Here is a 17,908-nt window from a genome sequence, read left to right as displayed (position 1 = left end):
TTCTGGCACTCTTCAGCCTGCACGCACCGATAGCCACAATTTTCAGCCCCCCAAATGTAGACCAGACAGGGGGCTGATGTGAAGCCTCCAGGCGCGCTAATTCGGGCCTGAAGTCACGTTTTCTCGCCTTATTGCTGAAAATTTATACCGATGTTACTGATTCCCGCTTCTCGCAGGTCAGAACGTAGCCCTTTGATCAGCTCCAGGTCACGCTCCTCAGACTCTGCCAGCAGGCGGAAAATTTCCCACTGCATATCCCATTCGTCAATAATCGCCTGGTTTTCGCGCAGCTCGTCATCGCTCATTTCGCGTCCAGCCTGGGTCATTTCGAGGATCGCTACGGTGGTGATCGAGGTACGGCTCACTTCGATGGCGTGTTCCAGCGTCTCGCCGCTCAGCTGGGCATGAAGCACTTCACTTAATGCTACGCAGGCATCAATCGCCGGATGCACGCCATAGATGTCAAAATCATCCCCGTCAGGGATGGCCGCTTCCAGTTTCTCCAGCTGACTGTCGAAATTGATTTTGGCGTCTTTGACCGTCAGGCTTTCCCAGACGAGATCGAGCATACGGCGGTAGAGTTGCGGATCAGCGAATTCGGTCTGCTGACAGAAGGCCCAATAGTTAGGGAACATACGTTCACACAAACAGGCCATAAAGGTGACGTGCTGCCAGCTTTCCAGCTTCGCCAGACGTAAATGGACGGGATTCTGTAACATCAAACTTACTCTCAATAATTTAGCTGGCGGCAGTGTACCGCAAAAGCTGCGCGCAAACAGCGTCAACGCGCATTTTGCCTGCGCAGAAAGGCCGGACGACCGGAAGCAACCGCATCCGCCCAGCGTGTCGGCTCCGGTAAACGATAGCCCGCCATACAATTTTCCACCCACTGCAAGGCGCTATCGGCGCTAACGCGATGGCCGGTGGAGACAAATAACGGATTACAACGCGCCTTGCTGCGCCAGACCCAGCCAAGCTGCTCGTTCTTATCCAGCAGCGGCTGGCGGCTGCCAGGCGCCTCACCCAGCTCGGCAAATTTCCCGCACAGACGGCGCTTCGCCACCCCGATGGTGGGTACATCCACCAGCAGGCCAAAATGCGCCGCCACCCCGAGCCGACGCGGATGCGCGATACCGTGGCCATCGACAAATAACAGATCGGGCTGATGATGGAGTTGCTGCCAGGCGGCCAGCAGCGCGGGGACTTCGCGGAACGACAAAAATCCGGGGATATAAGGCATGGTGGTGCTGACGCGCGCAATCTGGTGCTCCACCAGCTGTAACGAGGGATATTCCAGAATCACCAGCGCGGCGCGTGTCACCTCGCCGCCCTGTTCAAAACCCACATCGGCACCGGCAATCAAACGCGGCGGCAGCACGTCAAAATCGTCCTGCCGCACCACGTCAGCTGCGCGCTGTTGCTGTTCCGTGCGTAGCGCCGCCAAATCCATGCTTAGCCCTGATGATAAGGGCGGGACAGACGATGCACCGCCTCAACAAAGGCCCCGGCGTGCTCAGGCGGAACATCCTGATGGATACCGTGACCGAGATTGAAGACATGGCCTTCGCCTGCGCCGAAACCTTCCAGGATCCCGGCAACTTCCTGTTCGATACGCGCCGGTGGCGCATACAGCATGGAAGGATCCATATTGCCCTGTAGCGCGACCTTGTGGCCAACGCGACGACGGGCATCGGCGATATCGGTGGTCCAGTCCAGACCCAGCGCATCACAACCGGTTTCCGCCATCGCTTCCAGCCACTGCCCACCACCCTTGGTGAACAGGGTAACTGGCACGCGGCGGCCTTCGTTTTCATGCAGCACGCTATCGACGATTTTGTGCATGTAGTAGAGCGAGAATTCGCGGTAGTCACGTCCGGTCAGCACGCCGCCCCAGGTGTCAAACACCATGATCGACTGCGCACCGGCTTTGATCTGCGCATTCAGGTAAAGGATCACGCTATCGGCGAGCTTATCCAGCAGCAGATGCAGCGTCTGCGGCTCGGCGTACATCATCTTTTTGATTTTGGTGAAGGCTTTGCTACTGCCGCCTTCCACCATATAGGTCGCCAGCGTCCACGGGCTACCGGAGAAGCCAATCAGCGGCACTTCGCCTTTCAGGTTATGCCGGATGGTGCGTACCGCATTCATCACATAACCCAGTTCCTGCTCCGGATCGGGCACCGGCAGTTTGTCGACATCGGCACGGCAGGTAATCGGGTGCGAGAAACGCGGGCCTTCGCCAGTTTCAAAGTAAAGCCCCAGCCCCATCGCATCGGGGATGGTGAGGATATCGCTGAAGAGGATGGCCGCGTCCAGCGCATAGCGGCGCAGCGGTTGCAACGTGACTTCGCACGCCAGCTCAGCATTTTTACACAGCGACATAAAGTCACCGGCTTCGGCACGGGTGGCTTTATATTCCGGCAGATAACGCCCGGCTTGTCGCATCATCCATACCGGGGTGATATCCACCGGCTGACGTAACAGGGCGCGCAGATAACGATCGTTCTTCAGTTCACTCATAATTGGCTCTCTTTCTTGCAGGGCGCCAGTGTAGCATTTTCACGTCGCGCTGGCGCGACACTGGGCAACGGTATCTTCAATCAAACGCCGCGCCACGGTGCCCGGCGGCGGTAGTAATGGCAGCGCATCGTAGTGATACCAGCCAGCGTCCAGCAGCTCCTTGCCATCATGTTGCAATTCGCCGCCTTCATAATCGGCCATAAACGCCATCATCAGCGAATGGGGAAACGGCCACGGCTGCGACGTCACATAACGCACGTTTTTAACCCGTACGTTGCTCTCCTCCATCACCTCACGCGCCACCGCCTGCTCAAGGGTTTCGCCCACTTCGACAAATCCGGCCAGCACGGTGTAGATGTTGTTGCGATGACGGGCATGGTTAGCCAGCAAAATTTCATCGCCGCGGCGAATCGCCACAATGATGCAGGGCGCGATTTGCGGGTAATAACGTTCACGACAGTGGCCGCACAGGCAGGCGAACTCACGTTTGCTCAGATGCATTTCATGGCCGCAATAGCCGCACCAGCGATGCGAACGGTAGAACTCCGCCAGCTGCACTCCCCTGCCGGCGAGCTGAAACAGGCCGACATCTTCGTCGATCAACTGGCGAACGGACGCCATGTTGTCGGGACGGTTCTCACGCACCAGCCAGACGCTCTCCCCCTGCCACTCGCCAATGACCATGCCGTTGCTGCCTGCCAGACCAAACTGCTGCGCGGTGCCGTGCGGCAATTCCCCCTGCGGCAGCCAAAGTTTTTGCTCATGGCTGACAATCCACCAGCCAGCGTCTACGCTTGAGATCTCACGTTGCATATAAATTGTCATCCTTAGCGTCAATTCGTACGCCGAAATGCTGATGTCAGGTTTGTTAATCAACAACTATACCCAAATGGAGCGACGTATGCTTAACCAGTTAGATAACCTGACCGAGCGTGTCGGTGGCGGTAATGAATTGGTCGATTCCTGGCTAAACGCGCGTCGTCAGTTACTGGTGACTTATTATCAGTTAATTGGCATGAAGCCGAAGAAAGACGCGATGAGCGCACTGGATGAACGGGCGCTGGATGCGTTTTGCCACAACCTGGTGGATTATCTTTCCTCCGGTCATTTCAGCGTTTATGAACATATTATCAGTGAGATGCAGGGCGACAGCCCGATGATTGCTGCCGCACAGCTTTATCCATCGCTGGAAGCCAATACCGAGCGACTGATGCAGCTGTACGATGGTCATTTACAGCAGGCGATCACCGACGATAACTGCACCCTGTTCCAGCAGGCCCTGTCTGAAGTGGGTGAAGTGCTGGAGTCGCGCTTTACGCTGGAAGACAAACTGGTGCATCTGGCATGGGACAATCAGCTGGCACATCCGCCGGTTGCCAATGAGAGCATCGTTGCCCGTCCGGCGTAAAACGGGCAATTGTAAAATACTTGTGATTCACGAAAAGCCCCTCTATGCTGAGCGGGCTTTATTGTTTTGCGGTTACAGCGTAAAACATGATCTTGTCGGAGTGCCCATCTGGGCTGAGACCGTTAATTCGGGATCCGCGGAACCTGATCAGGTTAGAACCTGCGAAGGGAACAAGAGTAAACATCATCAGCACGGTGCCCGCACCGCTTCTGTTACTCATTCCGGACTCCGGACAAGCAACTTCCATCATTTACAGGAAACTTGCTATGTCTGTTGCAAAAACCTCTCGTCGTGAACAGCGCGCCCAGGCGCAGGCGTTTATCGATTCCCTCCAGGGAACCGCGTTTCCCAATTCCCAACGCATCTGGATCACCGGCAATCGCCCTGATATTCGCGTACCGATGCGCGAAATCCAGCTCAGCCCAACCCTGATCGGCGGCAGCAAAGACCATCCGCAGTACGAAGAGAACGAAGCAGTCCCGGTGTATGACACCGCCGGTGCCTATGGCGATCCGGCAGCAACCATCGATGTACATCAGGGTCTGGAAAAACTGCGCGCGCACTGGATCGCCGAACGTGGCGACAGCGAAACCATCGACCAGCTCAGCTCCAGCTATACCCAGCAACGACTGGCGGATGAAGGACTGGATCACCTGCGTTTTGAACATTTGCCCCAGCCGCGCCGCGCCAAAGCCGGGCGTCGCGTTACCCAGCTGCACTACGCGCGTCAGGGCATCATCACGCCGGAGATGGAATTTATCGCGCTGCGTGAAAACATGGGCCGTGAGCGCATCCGCGGCGAAGTGCTGCTGCAACAGCATCCCGGTCACAGCTTTGGCGCGCATCTGCCGGAAAATATCACCGCGGAATTTGTTCGCGAGGAGGTCGCCGCGGGTCGCGCCATCATCCCGTCCAACATCAACCATCCTGAATCTGAGCCGATGATCATTGGCCGTAACTTTCTGGTGAAGGTGAATGCCAATATCGGCAACTCCGCCGTCAGTTCCTCGATTGAAGAGGAGGTGGAAAAGCTGGTGTGGTCGACCCGCTGGGGTGCCGATACCGTGATGGATCTCTCGACCGGACGCTATATCCATGAAACGCGCGAATGGATTTTGCGTAACAGCCCGGTGCCGATTGGCACCGTACCGATTTACCAGGCGCTGGAGAAGGTGAATGGCGTCGCCGAAGACCTCAACTGGGAAATCTTCCGTGATACCTTGCTGGAGCAGGCGGAACAGGGCGTGGATTACTTCACCATTCACGCCGGTGTGCTGCTGCGCTACGTACCGATGACGGCAAAGCGCCTGACCGGCATTGTGTCGCGCGGCGGCTCGATTATGGCGAAGTGGTGCCTGTCGCATCATCAGGAAAGTTTTCTCTACCTGCACTTCCGTGAGATCTGCGAGATCTGCGCCGCCTATGATGTGGCGCTGTCGCTGGGCGATGGTCTGCGTCCGGGTTCCATCCAGGATGCCAACGATGAAGCGCAGTTTGCGGAACTGCATACGCTGGGCGAGCTGACGAAAATCGCCTGGGAATATGACGTGCAGGTGATGATTGAAGGTCCGGGCCATGTGCCGATGCAGATGATTCGCCGCAATATGACTGAACAGCTGGAGCATTGCCACGAAGCCCCTTTTTATACCCTCGGACCGCTCACCACCGATATCGCGCCCGGCTACGACCATTTCACCTCCGGCATTGGTGCCGCGATGATTGGCTGGTTCGGCTGCGCGATGCTGTGTTATGTCACACCGAAGGAGCATCTGGGTCTGCCGAATAAGGAAGATGTCAAACAGGGGCTGATTACCTACAAAATCGCCGCCCATGCCGCCGATCTGGCCAAAGGCCATCCTGGCGCGCAGATCCGCGATAACGCGATGTCGAAAGCGCGTTTTGAGTTTCGCTGGGAAGATCAGTTCAATCTGGCGCTGGACCCGCACACCGCCCGCGCCTATCACGATGAAACCTTACCGCAGGAGTCGGGCAAAGTGGCGCATTTCTGCTCCATGTGCGGCCCGAAATTCTGTTCAATGAAAATCACCCAGGAAGTGCGCGAATATGCTGCCCGCCAGCAGGCGGAAGCCCAGCCGATTGAAATTGGCATGGCGCAAATGTCGGACGCCTTCCGCAGTCGTGGCGGCGAGCTTTATCACGCCCCCGATGCCCTTAAAGAGGAAAATGTATGACCGCCCCATTCCCCAGTACCGCTCCGCGTTTAGGCCTTTATCCGGTGGTGGATAGCGTTGAGTGGATTGCCCGTCTGCTGGAGGCGGGCGTACGCACCATCCAGCTGCGGATTAAAGATTGCCAGGATGAAGAGGTAGAGGATGCTGTCCGTACCGCTATCACGCTGGGCAAACAGTATCACGCCCGACTTTTTATCAATGATTACTGGCGGCTGGCGATCCGTTATAACGCTTACGGTGTGCATCTTGGACAGGAGGATCTGGATGTTGCCGATCTCAACGCCATTCGCGAGGCAGGATTACGTCTTGGCCTGTCGACCCATGACGACGCCGAACTGGATCGCGCGCTGGCGCTGCGTCCTTCCTATATCGCGCTGGGACATATTTTCCCGACGCAAACTAAAGATATGCCATCTGAGCCGCAAGGCATTACCGAACTGAAGCGCCATCTGGCGCGCCTGCAAGGTATTTCGACGGTCGCGATTGGCGGGATTTCGCTGGCGCGCGCGCCCGAGGTGCTGGCAACCGGCGTGGGCAGCATTGCGGTGGTGAGCGCCATCACCCAGGCAGCGGACTGGCTGGCGGCGACGCGTGAGCTGATGGATCTGGTGGGAACCGGAACCGAGCACACAACAACCGTGTAAATCGATGTTGCCCGGTTAACTATGCTGGAACCCAGCGCGCAGCCGGGCGATAGGTGGGCTGGTGTCTTTTGCCCGCGGCGCTAAAGTGCTTCCTGCCCGCTGTCGCTTGCAGCGCGCCAGGGCCGTCCCCTCCTCTGTCGGCCCTGCCTTTCCCGGCAATACAATAAGTTACATCGTTCAGATAGGGTGCAATTCTTTACGCGGCTTATCCATTAATCCTGGTCGGCATCAATGCCGACCCTACAGAAATGTGGGTTTATCAATATCGTAGGGTGCGCATTGATGCGCACCTGGGTATCGCGTCGCCCATCAGGGAGCCTGGTCGGCATCAATGCCGACCCTACAGAAACACGGGTTTATCAATATCGTAGGGTGCGCATTGATGTGCACCTGGGTATCGCGTCGCCCATCAAAAACGTTGCCAGATCGGCATCAATGCCGACCCTACAGAAATGCAGGTTTATCAATATCGTAGGGTGCGCATTGATGCGCACCTGGGTATCGCGTCGCCCATCAGGGAGCCTGGTCGGCATCAATGCCGACCCTACAGAAATGTGGGTTTATCAATATCGCAGGGTGCGCATTTATGCGCACCTGGGTATCCCGTCATACCATAAAAGAAGGGGCATACGGGTTATCAGCACTGCAGGCCGCGATCGCCCGTTCAACCACCGCGCCCACCAGCGCTATCGCCTGTTCGGTCGTTTCATTTATTGGCAGCGCATAATTAAGACGCAGGCAGTTACGATACTTGCCCGAGGCCGAAAACAACGAGCCGACCGCGACCTGGATTTTTGACGCCCGCAGCTCGCTGTTCAGGCGCACGGCATCGAACGCTTCCGGCAGCTCGATCCACATCAGGAAACCACCCTGCGGGCGCGACACGCAGATACCGCAGGGGAAATAATGACGCACCCAGCAGCTTAAGGTTTCGTAATTGCGTTGATACACCTGCCGCATCCGGCGCAGGTGCGGCAGGTAATGGCCGTGGCGAATAAACTCCGCCACAACATATTGGGTCAGCGTGGCCGTCGAACCGGTGCTGATGTATTTCATATGCAGCACGCGTTCACGGTAGCGCCCCGGAGCGACCCAGCCGACGCGCAAACCCGGCGCCAGCGTTTTGGAGAACGAACTGCATAGCAGCACGCGCCCATCCCCATCCAGCGATTTAATCGTGATGGGACGCGGATATTCCCACGCCAGCTCGCCATACACGTCATCTTCAATAATCGCGGCATCGAAGCGCTGCGCCAGCGTCAGCAATGCGCGCTTACGGGCCTCCGGCATGATGAAACCCAATGGGTTGTTACAGTTGGGGACCACCACCACAGCTTTAATCGGCCATTGCTCAAACGCCAGTTCAAGCGCTTCGAGGCTGATGCCGGTGACCGAGTCGGTCGGAATTTCAATGACGCGAATACCGAAACCGCGCAGCGTCTGCATGGTGCCGTGAAACGTCGGTGACTCCACCGCGATAATATCTCCCGGCTGGCAAACGGCGCGAATAGATACCGACAGCGCCTCATGGCAGCCAGTGGTGATCACGATATCCTCCGCGCTCAACTGGCAGCCGCTATCAATCGCCAGTCGGGCCACCTGTTCACGCAGCGCCGTGACGCCCAGCAGGCTGTCGTAGTTAAGCTGGTTGATATCCTGCTTCTGCGCCATGCGGCTCTGGATCTTCCATAAGGGTTTCAGCGTCGGCTGCGTCAGATCGGGGATACCGCTACCCAGCTGAAGCACATCCCCTTCAATGCGGCTACTTAGCAGCTCCAGCACCGATTCCCACTGGGTAATCTCCACCGGGCGCTGAGCCGGACGGGTGAGTGCGGGTACCGGAGGCGTGGCCTTACGTGAAGCAACGAAATAGCCCGATCGCGGCTGCGGAACGATCAGCTGCTTCTCTTCCAGCAAATGATAAGCCTGCTGGACGGTGCTGATGCTGACGCCATGTTCAATACTCAGCGTGCGCACCGATGGCAGCCGTTCGCCGCTGCGATACAACCCCTGCTCAATACGGTCGGAGAGCAGACAAGCCAGATGTTGGTAACGCGTCATCGTATGCCTCACATGACTTTCGAAAGAATAAAACCGGTACAGATCAGCTTATTTTTTACCATTCAGATCGGTCACAATGCAATCTGTATGTTAAAGATAAGTGATTTTTGAATCTGTATTGAAATGCGCGGAAACCGGACAATGCTTCTCAGACATCTTACTGAGGGCAGGATTATGGAATTCGATCAAAACCGTGCAGCGAAACCCTTCAACGTCACCTTGCTGGATATATTCCGCGTGCTGGGACAGCTAATCAAAGGCTGGTATGCGCGGCGACAGACCCGGCGCATCCTGTTGAACCTGAGCGATACCCAGTTACGCGATATCGGGCTGACGCGCCACGATATTCACCGCAAAGAGTGAAAACATACCGACGAAAAAAAACCCTGCCGAGGCAGGGTTTTTTATTGGCTAGCTCAGACGATTACTCGTCGTCGCTACCGCCGAGACCGGCGTTCAGCAGTTCAGCCAGGCTTGCAGAGGCTTCATCCGCAGTGACCTGCGGTGCAACCGGTGTTTCACCCGCCTGACGGCGACGCATACGATCCTGATGGTAAGCATAACCCGTACCGGCCGGGATCAGACGACCCACGATAACGTTCTCTTTCAGGCCACGCAGTTCATCGCGCTTGCCTGCTACCGCAGCTTCGGTCAGGACACGGGTAGTCTCCTGGAACGATGCAGCAGAGATGAACGACTCGGTTGCCAGAGACGCTTTGGTGATACCCAGCAGGTCACGCATGTAGGTTGCGCCCAACTTGCCGTTCGCTTCCAGATCGCGGTTAGAGATCTTGATGCGAGACACTTCAGCCTGCTCACCTTCCAGGAAGTCAGTGCTTCCGGCGCTGGCGATGGTTGCTTTACGCAGCATCTGACGAACGATAACTTCAATGTGTTTATCGTTAATCTTAACGCCTTGCAGACGGTAAACTTCCTGCACTTCGTTAGTGATGTAACGGGTCACAGCATGAACGCCACGCAGACGCAGGATGTCGTGCGGAGATTCCGGGCCGTCAGAAACAACGTCACCGCGCTCTACGCGCTCACCTTCGAATACGTTGAGCTGACGCCATTTCGGAATCATCTCTTCGTAGTTATCGCTGCCGTCAACCGGGGTGATTACCAGACGACGCTTACCTTTGGTCTCTTTACCGAAGGAGATGATACCGCTGATCTCCGCCAGGATTGCTGGCTCTTTCGGACGACGCGCTTCGAACAGATCCGCAACGCGCGGCAGACCACCGGTGATGTCCTTGGTACCGCCAGATTCCTGCGGAACACGCGACAGGGTGTCACCTGCGCTGATCTTCACACCATCTTCCAGCTGAACAATCGCTTTGCCTGGCAGGAAGTACTGTGCCGGCATGTCGGTGCCTGGGATCAGAACATCATCACCATTGGCATCAACGATTTTCAGTGCCGGACGCAGATCTTTACCACCTGCGGTACGCTCAGCAGAGTCCAGAATCACCAGCGAAGACAGACCGGTTAACTCGTCAGTCTGACGGGTAATGGTCTGGCCGTCGATCATATCGGTGAAGCGGATGAAACCGTTCACTTCAGTGATGACCGGCATGGTATGCGGATCCCAGTTCGCCACGGTTTCGCCCGCGTTGACCTGCTCACCATCACCTTTCGCCATGACAGAGCCGTAAGGCACTTTATAGCTTTCTTTGGTACGACCGAACTCGTCGATCATTTTCAGCTCAACGTTACGAGAAACGATCACCAGCTTCCCGGAGGAGTTGGTAACGGTTTTCGCGTTGCTCAGCTTGATAGTACCTTTGTTCTTCACCTGAATGCTGGATTCAGCAGCCGCACGGGATGCCGCACCACCGATGTGGAACGTACGCATCGTCAGCTGTGTACCCGGCTCACCGATGGACTGTGCTGCGATAACGCCGATGGCCTCACCTTTGTTGATGATGTGACCACGAGCCAGATCGCGACCGTAGCAGTGTGCACACACACCGAAGTCGGTTTCACAGCTTACGACTGAACGCACTTTGATGGAGTCGACAGAGTTCTGTTCAACCACATCACACCAGTGCTCATCCAGCAGGGTGTTACGCGGAATCAGGATGTCAGCAGTACCCGGCTTGAGCACGTCTTCTGCGGTCACACGACCCAGTACACGCTCACGCAGCGGCTCTTTAACATCGCCACCCTCGATAACCGGCGTCATCATGATACCTTCGAAGGTGCCACAATCGTCTTCGGTTACGACCAGATCCTGTGCCACGTCAACCAGACGACGGGTCAGATAACCGGAGTTCGCGGTTTTCAGTGCGGTATCCGCCAGACCTTTACGCGCACCGTGCGTTGAAATGAAGTACTGGAGTACGTTCAGACCTTCACGGAAGTTCGCGGTGATCGGCGTCTCGATGATGGAGCCATCTGGCTTCGCCATCAGACCACGCATACCGGCCAGCTGACGAATCTGTGCAGCAGAACCACGCGCACCGGAGTCGGCCATCATGTAGATGCTGTTAAAGGAAACCTGCTTCTCTTCTTCGCCGTGACGGTTGATTACCGTTTCGGTTTGCAGGTTATCCATCATCGCTTTAGAGACGCGTTCGTTAGCGGCGGCCCAGATATCGATGACTTTGTTGTAACGTTCGCCTGCGGTTACCAGACCAGACTGGAACTGCTCCTGGATCTCAGCAACTTCAGCTTCCGCTTCTGCGATGATTTCCGCTTTCTTCGCCGGGATAACCATGTCGTCGATACCTACAGAGGCACCAGAACGGGCTGCGTAAGCAAAGCCGGTGTACATGGTCTGGTCAGCAAAGATAACGGTCGGCTTCAGACCCAGAATGCGGTAACAGGTGTTCAGCATTTTGGAGATCGCCTTTTTACCCAGCGCCTGGTTGACGATGGAGTAAGGCAGACCTTGCGGCACGATCATCCACAGGATCGCACGACCAATGGTGGTGTCGATCAGGCTGGTTTTCGCGACGAATTCGTCTTGTTCGTTTTTGCTGTACTCGGTGATACGCACTTTAACGCGTGCATGCAGCTCGGCCAGGCCAGCGCGGTAAACACGCTCAGCTTCTTTCGGGCCAGTCAGCACCATGCCTTCGCCTTTGGCGTTCACTTTGTCGCGGGTCATATAGTACAGACCCAGAACAACGTCCTGAGACGGAACGATGATTGGCTCGCCGTTCGCAGGTGACAGAATGTTGTTGGTAGACATCATCAGCGCACGCGCTTCCAGCTGGGCTTCCAGCGTCAGCGGTACGTGAACAGCCATCTGGTCACCATCGAAGTCGGCGTTATAGGCCGCACAAACCAGCGGGTGCAGCTGGATCGCTTTACCTTCGATCAGAACCGGTTCAAACGCCTGAATACCCAGACGGTGCAGTGTCGGCGCACGGTTCAGCAGAACCGGGTGCTCACGGATAACCTCGTCGAGGATATCCCACACAACGGCTTCTTCGCGCTCAACCATTTTCTTCGCGGCTTTGATGGTGGTGGCGAGGCCACGCAGTTCCAGCTTGCCGTAAATGAACGGTTTGAACAGCTCGAGTGCCATTTTCTTCGGCAGACCGCACTGATGCAGACGCAGGTATGGACCAACGGTGATAACCGAACGACCAGAGTAGTCGACACGTTTACCCAGCAGGTTCTGACGGAAACGACCCTGCTTACCTTTGATCATGTCTGCCAGTGATTTCAGCGGACGCTTGTTGGAGCCAGTGATGGCGCGGCCACGGCGGCCGTTATCCAGCAGCGCATCGACCGCTTCCTGCAACATACGTTTTTCGTTACGTACGATGATATCCGGCGCAGCCAGATCCAGCAGACGTTTCAGACGGTTGTTACGGTTGATCACGCGACGATACAGATCGTTCAGATCCGAAGTAGCGAAACGACCACCATCCAGCGGAACCAGCGGACGCAGATCTGGCGGCAGAACCGGCAGAACGGTCAGGATCATCCACTCTGGCTTGTTGCCAGACTGCACGAACGCTTCCAGCAGCTTGATGCGCTTGGTCAGCTTTTTACGCTTGGTTTCGGAGTTGGTTTCGTTCAGCTCCTCACGCAGCTGCTCGCACTCCTGCTCCAGATCCATGTTTTTCAACAGGGCCTGGATCGCTTCCGCACCCATCTTCGCGTCGAATTCGTCACCGAACTCTTCCAGCGCGTCGAGGTACTGTTCTTCAGTCAGGATCTGACGTTTTTCGAGGTTGGTCATGCCACCTTCGACAACAACGTAAGATTCGAAGTACAGCACGCGCTCGATATCACGCAGCGGCATATCCAGCAGCAAACCGATACGGGACGGCAGTGATTTCAGGAACCAAATGTGTGCAGTCGGCGAAGCCAGTTCGATGTGGCCCATACGCTCACGACGCACTTTGGTCTGCGTGACTTCAACGCCACACTTCTCACAGATCACGCCACGGTGTTTCAGGCGCTTGTACTTACCGCACAGGCACTCGTAATCTTTTACCGGTCCGAAAATACGGGCACAGAAAAGACCGTCACGCTCCGGTTTGAAGGTACGGTAGTTAATGGTTTCCGGCTTTTTCACTTCACCAAAAGACCAGGAACGGATCATGTCTGGCGAGGCCAGAGCAATTTTGATCGCATCAAACTCTTCGGTTTTAGTTTGCGCTTTCAGAAACTTAAGTAAGTCTTTCACGGATTAGCTCCCGTCGGAGTGAGACTCTCAGGGATGTTCGACCTAAGCCGAACATCCCATAACCAGTACAAATGCGAGTGCTTACTCGTCTTCCAGCTCGATGTTGATACCCAGCGAGCGAATCTCTTTCAACAGAACGTTGAAGGATTCTGGCATGCCCGGTTCCATCTGATGGTTGCCATCGACGATGTTTTTATACATCTTCGTACGGCCGTTCACGTCATCAGACTTAACGGTGAGCATTTCCTGCAGGGTATAAGCGGCACCGTATGCTTCCAGTGCCCACACTTCCATCTCACCGAAGCGCTGACCACCGAACTGTGCTTTACCACCCAGCGGCTGCTGAGTAACCAGGCTGTAAGAACCGGTGGAACGGGCGTGCATCTTGTCGTCAACCAGGTGGTTCAGTTTCAGCATGTACATGTAGCCGACAGTAACCTGGCGCTCGAACTGCTCACCGGTACGGCCGTCAAACAGGGTAATCTGACCGGAAGAAGGCAGGCCGCCGAGCTGCAGCAGCTCTTTGATTTCGCTCTCTTTCGCGCCGTCAAACACTGGCGTTGCGATTGGCATACCTTTTTTCAGGTTCTCTGCCAGACGCAGCACTTCATCATCGCTGAAAGTGTTCAGGTCAACTTTCTGACGCACGTCGGTGCCCAGATCGTAAGCACGCTGGATAAACTCACGCAGTTTGGCGACTTCTTCCTGCTTCTTCAGCATGGCATTGATCTTTTCACCAATACCTTTCGCCGCCATACCCAGGTGGGTTTCCAGGATCTGACCGATGTTCATACGTGACGGTACGCCCAGCGGGTTCAGTACGATGTCGACCGGCGTACCGTTCTCATCGTAAGGCATATCTTCGATCGGGTTGATCTTAGAGATAACACCTTTGTTACCGTGACGACCTGCCATCTTGTCACCAGGCTGGATCTGACGTTTAACCGCCAGGTACACCTTAACGATTTTCAGCACGCCTGGTGCCAGATCATCGCCCTGGGTGATCTTGCGACGCTTCGCTTCGAGTTTCTTCTCAAACTCGTGCTTCAGCTCGTCATACTGCTCAGCCAGCTGCTCCAGTGCGTTCTGTTTCTCTTCGTCGGTCAGGCCCAGCTCCAGCCAGCGCTCGCGCGGCAGCTTGTCCAGCTTCTCAGCCTCAACACCACCAGAGATCAGTACCGCCTGGATACGGCCAAACAGGCCAGCTTCGAGGATCTGCAATTCTTCAGACAGGTCTTTCTTCGCCTGCTTCAGCTGCATCTCTTCGATTTCCAGCGCGCGCTTGTCTTTTTCCACGCCATCGCGGGTAAAGACCTGCACGTCGATAACTGTACCGGAAACACCGTTCGGCACGCGCAGTGACGAATCTTTCACGTCAGAGGCTTTTTCACCGAAGATGGCACGCAGCAGTTTCTCTTCTGGCGTCAGCTGGGTTTCACCTTTCGGCGTTACCTTACCAACCAGAATGTCGCCACCGGTCACTTCCGCACCGATATACACGATACCGGACTCATCCAGTTTGGAGAGCGCAGCTTCACCCACGTTCGGGATGTCAGCGGTGATCTCTTCTGGCCCCAGTTTGGTGTCACGAGACACGCAAGCCAGTTCCTGAATGTGGATGGTGGTGAAGCGGTCTTCCTGGACTACACGCTCAGAAACGAGGATGGAGTCTTCGAAGTTGTAACCGTTCCACGGCATGAACGCTACGCGCATGTTCTGGCCCAGCGCCAGTTCACCGAGGTCGGTAGACGGGCCATCAGCCAGCACGTCGCCGCGCTCAATCGGTTCGCCCAGTGACACACACGGCATCTGGTTGATGCAGGTGTTCTGGTTCGAACGGGTGTATTTGGTCAGGTTGTAGATGTCGATGCCAGCTTCGCCTGGGTACATCTCATCTTCGTTAACCTTGATCACGATACGTGATGCATCAACGTACTGGATGGTACCGCCACGTTTGGCAACGGCGGTTACACCGGAGTCAACCGCAACTGCACGCTCCATACCGGTACCAACCAGCGGCTTATCAGCGCGCAGAGTCGGAACCGCCTGACGTTGCATGTTTGCACCCATCAATGCACGGTTGGCGTCATCGTGTTCCAGGAACGGGATCAGTGACGCACCAACAGAAACAACCTGCTGGGTCGAAACGTCCATATAGTCAACCTGGTCGCGGCTAAACAGGCTTGATTCGCCTTTGCTGCGGCAGGTCACCAGGTCGTCAACGAATGCACCGTGGTCATCCAGGTTGGTGTTCGCCTGAGCGATAACGAAGTTACCCTCTTCAATTGCAGAGAGGTAATGGATCTCGTCACTCACTTTACCGTCAACAACGCGACGGTACGGCGTTTCCAGGAAGCCATATTCGTTAGTCTGCGCATAGACAGACAACGAGTTGATCAGACCGATGTTCGGACCTTCAGGCGTTTCGATTGGACATACGCGGCCGTAGTGAGTCGGGTGTACGTCACGCACTTCGAAGCCTGCGCGTTCACGGGTCAGACCGCCTGGGCCGAGGGCTGAAATACGACGCTTATGCGTGATCTCAGACAGCGGGTTGTTCTGGTCCATAAACTGTGACAGCTGGCTGGAACCGAAGAACTCTTTCACCGCCGCCGAAATCGGCTTAGCGTTGATCATGTCCTGCGGCATCAGGGTGTCGAGGTCGCCCAGAGAAAGACGCTCTTTCACTGCACGCTCTACACGCACCAGGCCAACACGGAACTGGTTTTCCGCCATTTCGCCTACGGAACGGATACGACGGTTGCCGAGGTGGTCGATATCGTCCACTTCGCCTTTACCGTTACGGATATCGATGAGCTTCTTCATCACTTCGATGATGTCAGACTTGCTCAGGATACCGGAACCTTCGATCTCGTCACGCAGCAGAGAACGGTTGAACTTCATGCGGCCAACCGCAGACAGATCGTAACGATCTTCAGAGAAGAACAGGTTCTCGAACAGGTTTTCCGCAGCTTCACGCGTCGGCGGCTCGCCAGGACGCATCATGCGGTAGATCTCAACCAGCGCGCTCAGGCGATCGTTGGTTGGGTCAACACGCAGCGTTTCGGAAATGTACGGGCCGTGATCCAGATCGTTGGTGAACAGCGTCTCAATGCGCTTGTGACCAGACTGGCTCAGTTTGGCCAGCAGATCCAGAGACAGCTCCATGTTCGCGGCAACAATCAGCTCACCGGTGTTCTCATCGATGTAGTCTTTAGCGACGACTTTACCGGCAATGTATTCAACCGGTACTTCGATGTGCTGAATGTTGTCTTTTTCCAGCTGACGGATGTGGCGTGCAGTAATGCGACGCGCTTTCTCGACGTACACCGTGCCGTTGGCTTCGATATCGAAGGAGGCGGTTTCACCACGCAGGCGCTCAGGCACCAGTTCCATCTGCAGTTTGTTGTCGCGAATTTCAAACACCACTTTCTCGAAGAACAGATCAAGAATCTGCTCCGTGGTGTAATGCAGCGCGCGCAGGATGATACTGGCCGGCAGCTTACGGCGACGGTCAATACGGACGAACAGGTTATCTTTCGGGTCAAACTCGAAGTCGAGCCATGAACCGCGGTAAGGAATGATACGTGCGTTGTACAGCACTTTACCTGAAGAGTGTGTTTTACCCTTATCGCTGTCAAAGAAAACGCCAGGACTACGATGCAGCTGAGAAACGATAACACGCTCAGTACCGTTGATAACAAAGGTACCGTTTTCAGTCATGAGCGGAATTTCGCCCATGTAAACTTCTTGTTCTTTAATGTCTTTAACAGTGCCTTCCGGCGCTTCGCGCTCGTAGATCACCAGACGCAGTTTTACGCGCAGCGGTGCCGAAAAGGTCACGCCACGGATCTGACATTCTTTAACATCAAAGACAGGTTCACCCAGACGATAGCTGACATACTGCAACTCAGAGTTGCCGCTGTAGCTCGCGATCGGGAAAACAGAACGGAATGCAGCTTCCAGTCCGTACTGACCTTCTGGATCTTGCTCGATAAACTTCTGGAACGAGTCCAGCTGGATGGAAAGGAGATAAGGTATGTCCAGGACCTGCGGACGTTTACCAAAATCCTTACGAATACGTTTTTTCTCGGTATAGGAGTAAACCATAGGGTTCCTCAGCTAGCTGACAAGTCGACCCACGCTGTCCGTCCTGAAGGACAGTTCATGCAACACTATTTTGTTTCTCATGCGATGCGGGACATCACATGCAATACATCTTTCTATCACTCTTAAATCATTTCATTGCTTTAGCCTGGGCAGGGAACCCTGGCAGGAAAGCAGTATATTAAGGCGTCGATAGAAAAAGATATTGAAGAGCACCAATGGACAAACAGTGCGAAACCCCATTGCGGCCCTGTAGCGCAAAAAGGCTGGTGACTAAAAAGTCACCAGCCATCAGCCTGAAATTACTCAGGCTGCAACCCGAGGGTTG

General features: G+C 55.5%; 11 protein-coding genes and 1 riboswitch. Of the genes, 4 read left to right on the top strand and 7 right to left on the bottom strand.

The genetic code is table 11. From position 1 onward, the window contains the following. Nucleotides 1–128: 128 nt before the first annotated feature. The 4 genes from AC6I8V_RS01230 to nudC all read right to left on the bottom strand — a co-directional run bounded on the left by AC6I8V_RS01230 (nt 129) and on the right by nudC (nt 3,333). The gene (locus AC6I8V_RS01230; protein WP_497844131.1) at nt 129–719 is read right to left on the bottom strand and encodes a YjaG family protein; all 591 of its coding nucleotides are present in this window, start codon (nt 717–719) and stop codon (nt 129–131) included. Between the two features lie 62 nt (nt 720–781). Beyond that, nucleotides 782–1,450 carry a deoxyribonuclease V gene (gene nfi / locus AC6I8V_RS01225; RefSeq protein WP_497844130.1) on the bottom strand — a complete coding sequence of 223 codons (669 nt, stop codon included), beginning with the start codon at nt 1,448–1,450 and terminating at the stop codon, nt 782–784. A gap of 2 nt (nt 1,451–1,452) precedes the next feature. Next, the gene (gene hemE / locus AC6I8V_RS01220) at nt 1,453–2,520 is read right to left on the bottom strand and encodes a uroporphyrinogen decarboxylase (protein WP_497844129.1); all 1,068 of its coding nucleotides are present in this window, start codon (nt 2,518–2,520) and stop codon (nt 1,453–1,455) included. A 39-nt stretch (nt 2,521–2,559) separates the two neighbouring features. Continuing rightward, complete coding sequence (nudC, locus tag AC6I8V_RS01215; RefSeq protein ID WP_497844128.1) at nt 2,560–3,333, bottom strand: NAD(+) diphosphatase; 774 nt, start codon at nt 3,331–3,333, stop codon at nt 2,560–2,562. An 88-nt stretch (nt 3,334–3,421) separates the two neighbouring features. Between nudC and rsd the strand changes: the two genes are divergently transcribed. The 3 genes from rsd to thiE all read left to right on the top strand — a co-directional run bounded on the left by rsd (nt 3,422) and on the right by thiE (nt 6,764). Beyond that, nucleotides 3,422–3,928 (top strand): sigma D regulator, encoded by a 507-nt coding sequence (rsd, locus tag AC6I8V_RS01210; RefSeq protein ID WP_497845739.1) that lies wholly within the window; start codon nt 3,422–3,424, stop codon nt 3,926–3,928. An 86-nt stretch (nt 3,929–4,014) separates the two neighbouring features. Continuing rightward, nucleotides 4,015–4,115, top strand: a riboswitch (TPP riboswitch). A 79-nt stretch (nt 4,116–4,194) separates the two neighbouring features. Beyond that, nucleotides 4,195–6,120: a phosphomethylpyrimidine synthase ThiC gene (gene thiC, locus AC6I8V_RS01205; RefSeq protein ID WP_497844127.1), complete on the top strand. Its 1,926-nt coding sequence runs from the start codon at nt 4,195–4,197 to the stop codon at nt 6,118–6,120. After that, the gene (gene thiE, locus AC6I8V_RS01200; protein ID WP_497844126.1) at nt 6,117–6,764 is read left to right on the top strand and encodes a thiamine phosphate synthase; all 648 of its coding nucleotides are present in this window, start codon (nt 6,117–6,119) and stop codon (nt 6,762–6,764) included. The genes thiC and thiE overlap by 4 nt, the downstream gene beginning before the upstream one ends. A gap of 606 nt (nt 6,765–7,370) precedes the next feature. On the opposite strand, the gene AC6I8V_RS01195 is transcribed toward thiE, so the two are convergent. Beyond that, nucleotides 7,371–8,825: an aminotransferase-like domain-containing protein gene (locus AC6I8V_RS01195; RefSeq protein ID WP_497844125.1), complete on the bottom strand. Its 1,455-nt coding sequence runs from the start codon at nt 8,823–8,825 to the stop codon at nt 7,371–7,373. A gap of 174 nt (nt 8,826–8,999) precedes the next feature. Between AC6I8V_RS01195 and AC6I8V_RS01190 the strand changes: the two genes are divergently transcribed. Beyond that, a complete protein-coding gene (locus tag AC6I8V_RS01190; RefSeq protein ID WP_497844124.1) occupies nt 9,000–9,188 on the top strand; it encodes a DUF1127 domain-containing protein in 189 nt (62 codons plus the stop codon). 61 nt (nt 9,189–9,249) lie between these two features. Here AC6I8V_RS01190 and rpoC read toward each other — a convergent pair whose 3' ends face one another. Both rpoC and rpoB read right to left on the bottom strand, forming a co-directional pair. Further along, the gene (gene rpoC / locus AC6I8V_RS01185) at nt 9,250–13,473 is read right to left on the bottom strand and encodes a DNA-directed RNA polymerase subunit beta' (protein ID WP_497844123.1); all 4,224 of its coding nucleotides are present in this window, start codon (nt 13,471–13,473) and stop codon (nt 9,250–9,252) included. Between the two features lie 81 nt (nt 13,474–13,554). After that, entirely contained in the window at nt 13,555–17,583 is a 4,029-nt protein-coding gene (gene rpoB / locus AC6I8V_RS01180) for a DNA-directed RNA polymerase subunit beta (RefSeq protein ID WP_497844122.1), read from the bottom strand. Nucleotides 17,584–17,908: the final 325 nt, after the last annotated feature.

The sequence above is a fragment of the Pantoea sp. X-Soil-TKNS-1207 genome (assembly GCF_059730485.1).
Note: the sequence above shows the minus strand (reverse complement) of the source record. Positions and strands in the feature narration are given on the sequence as shown.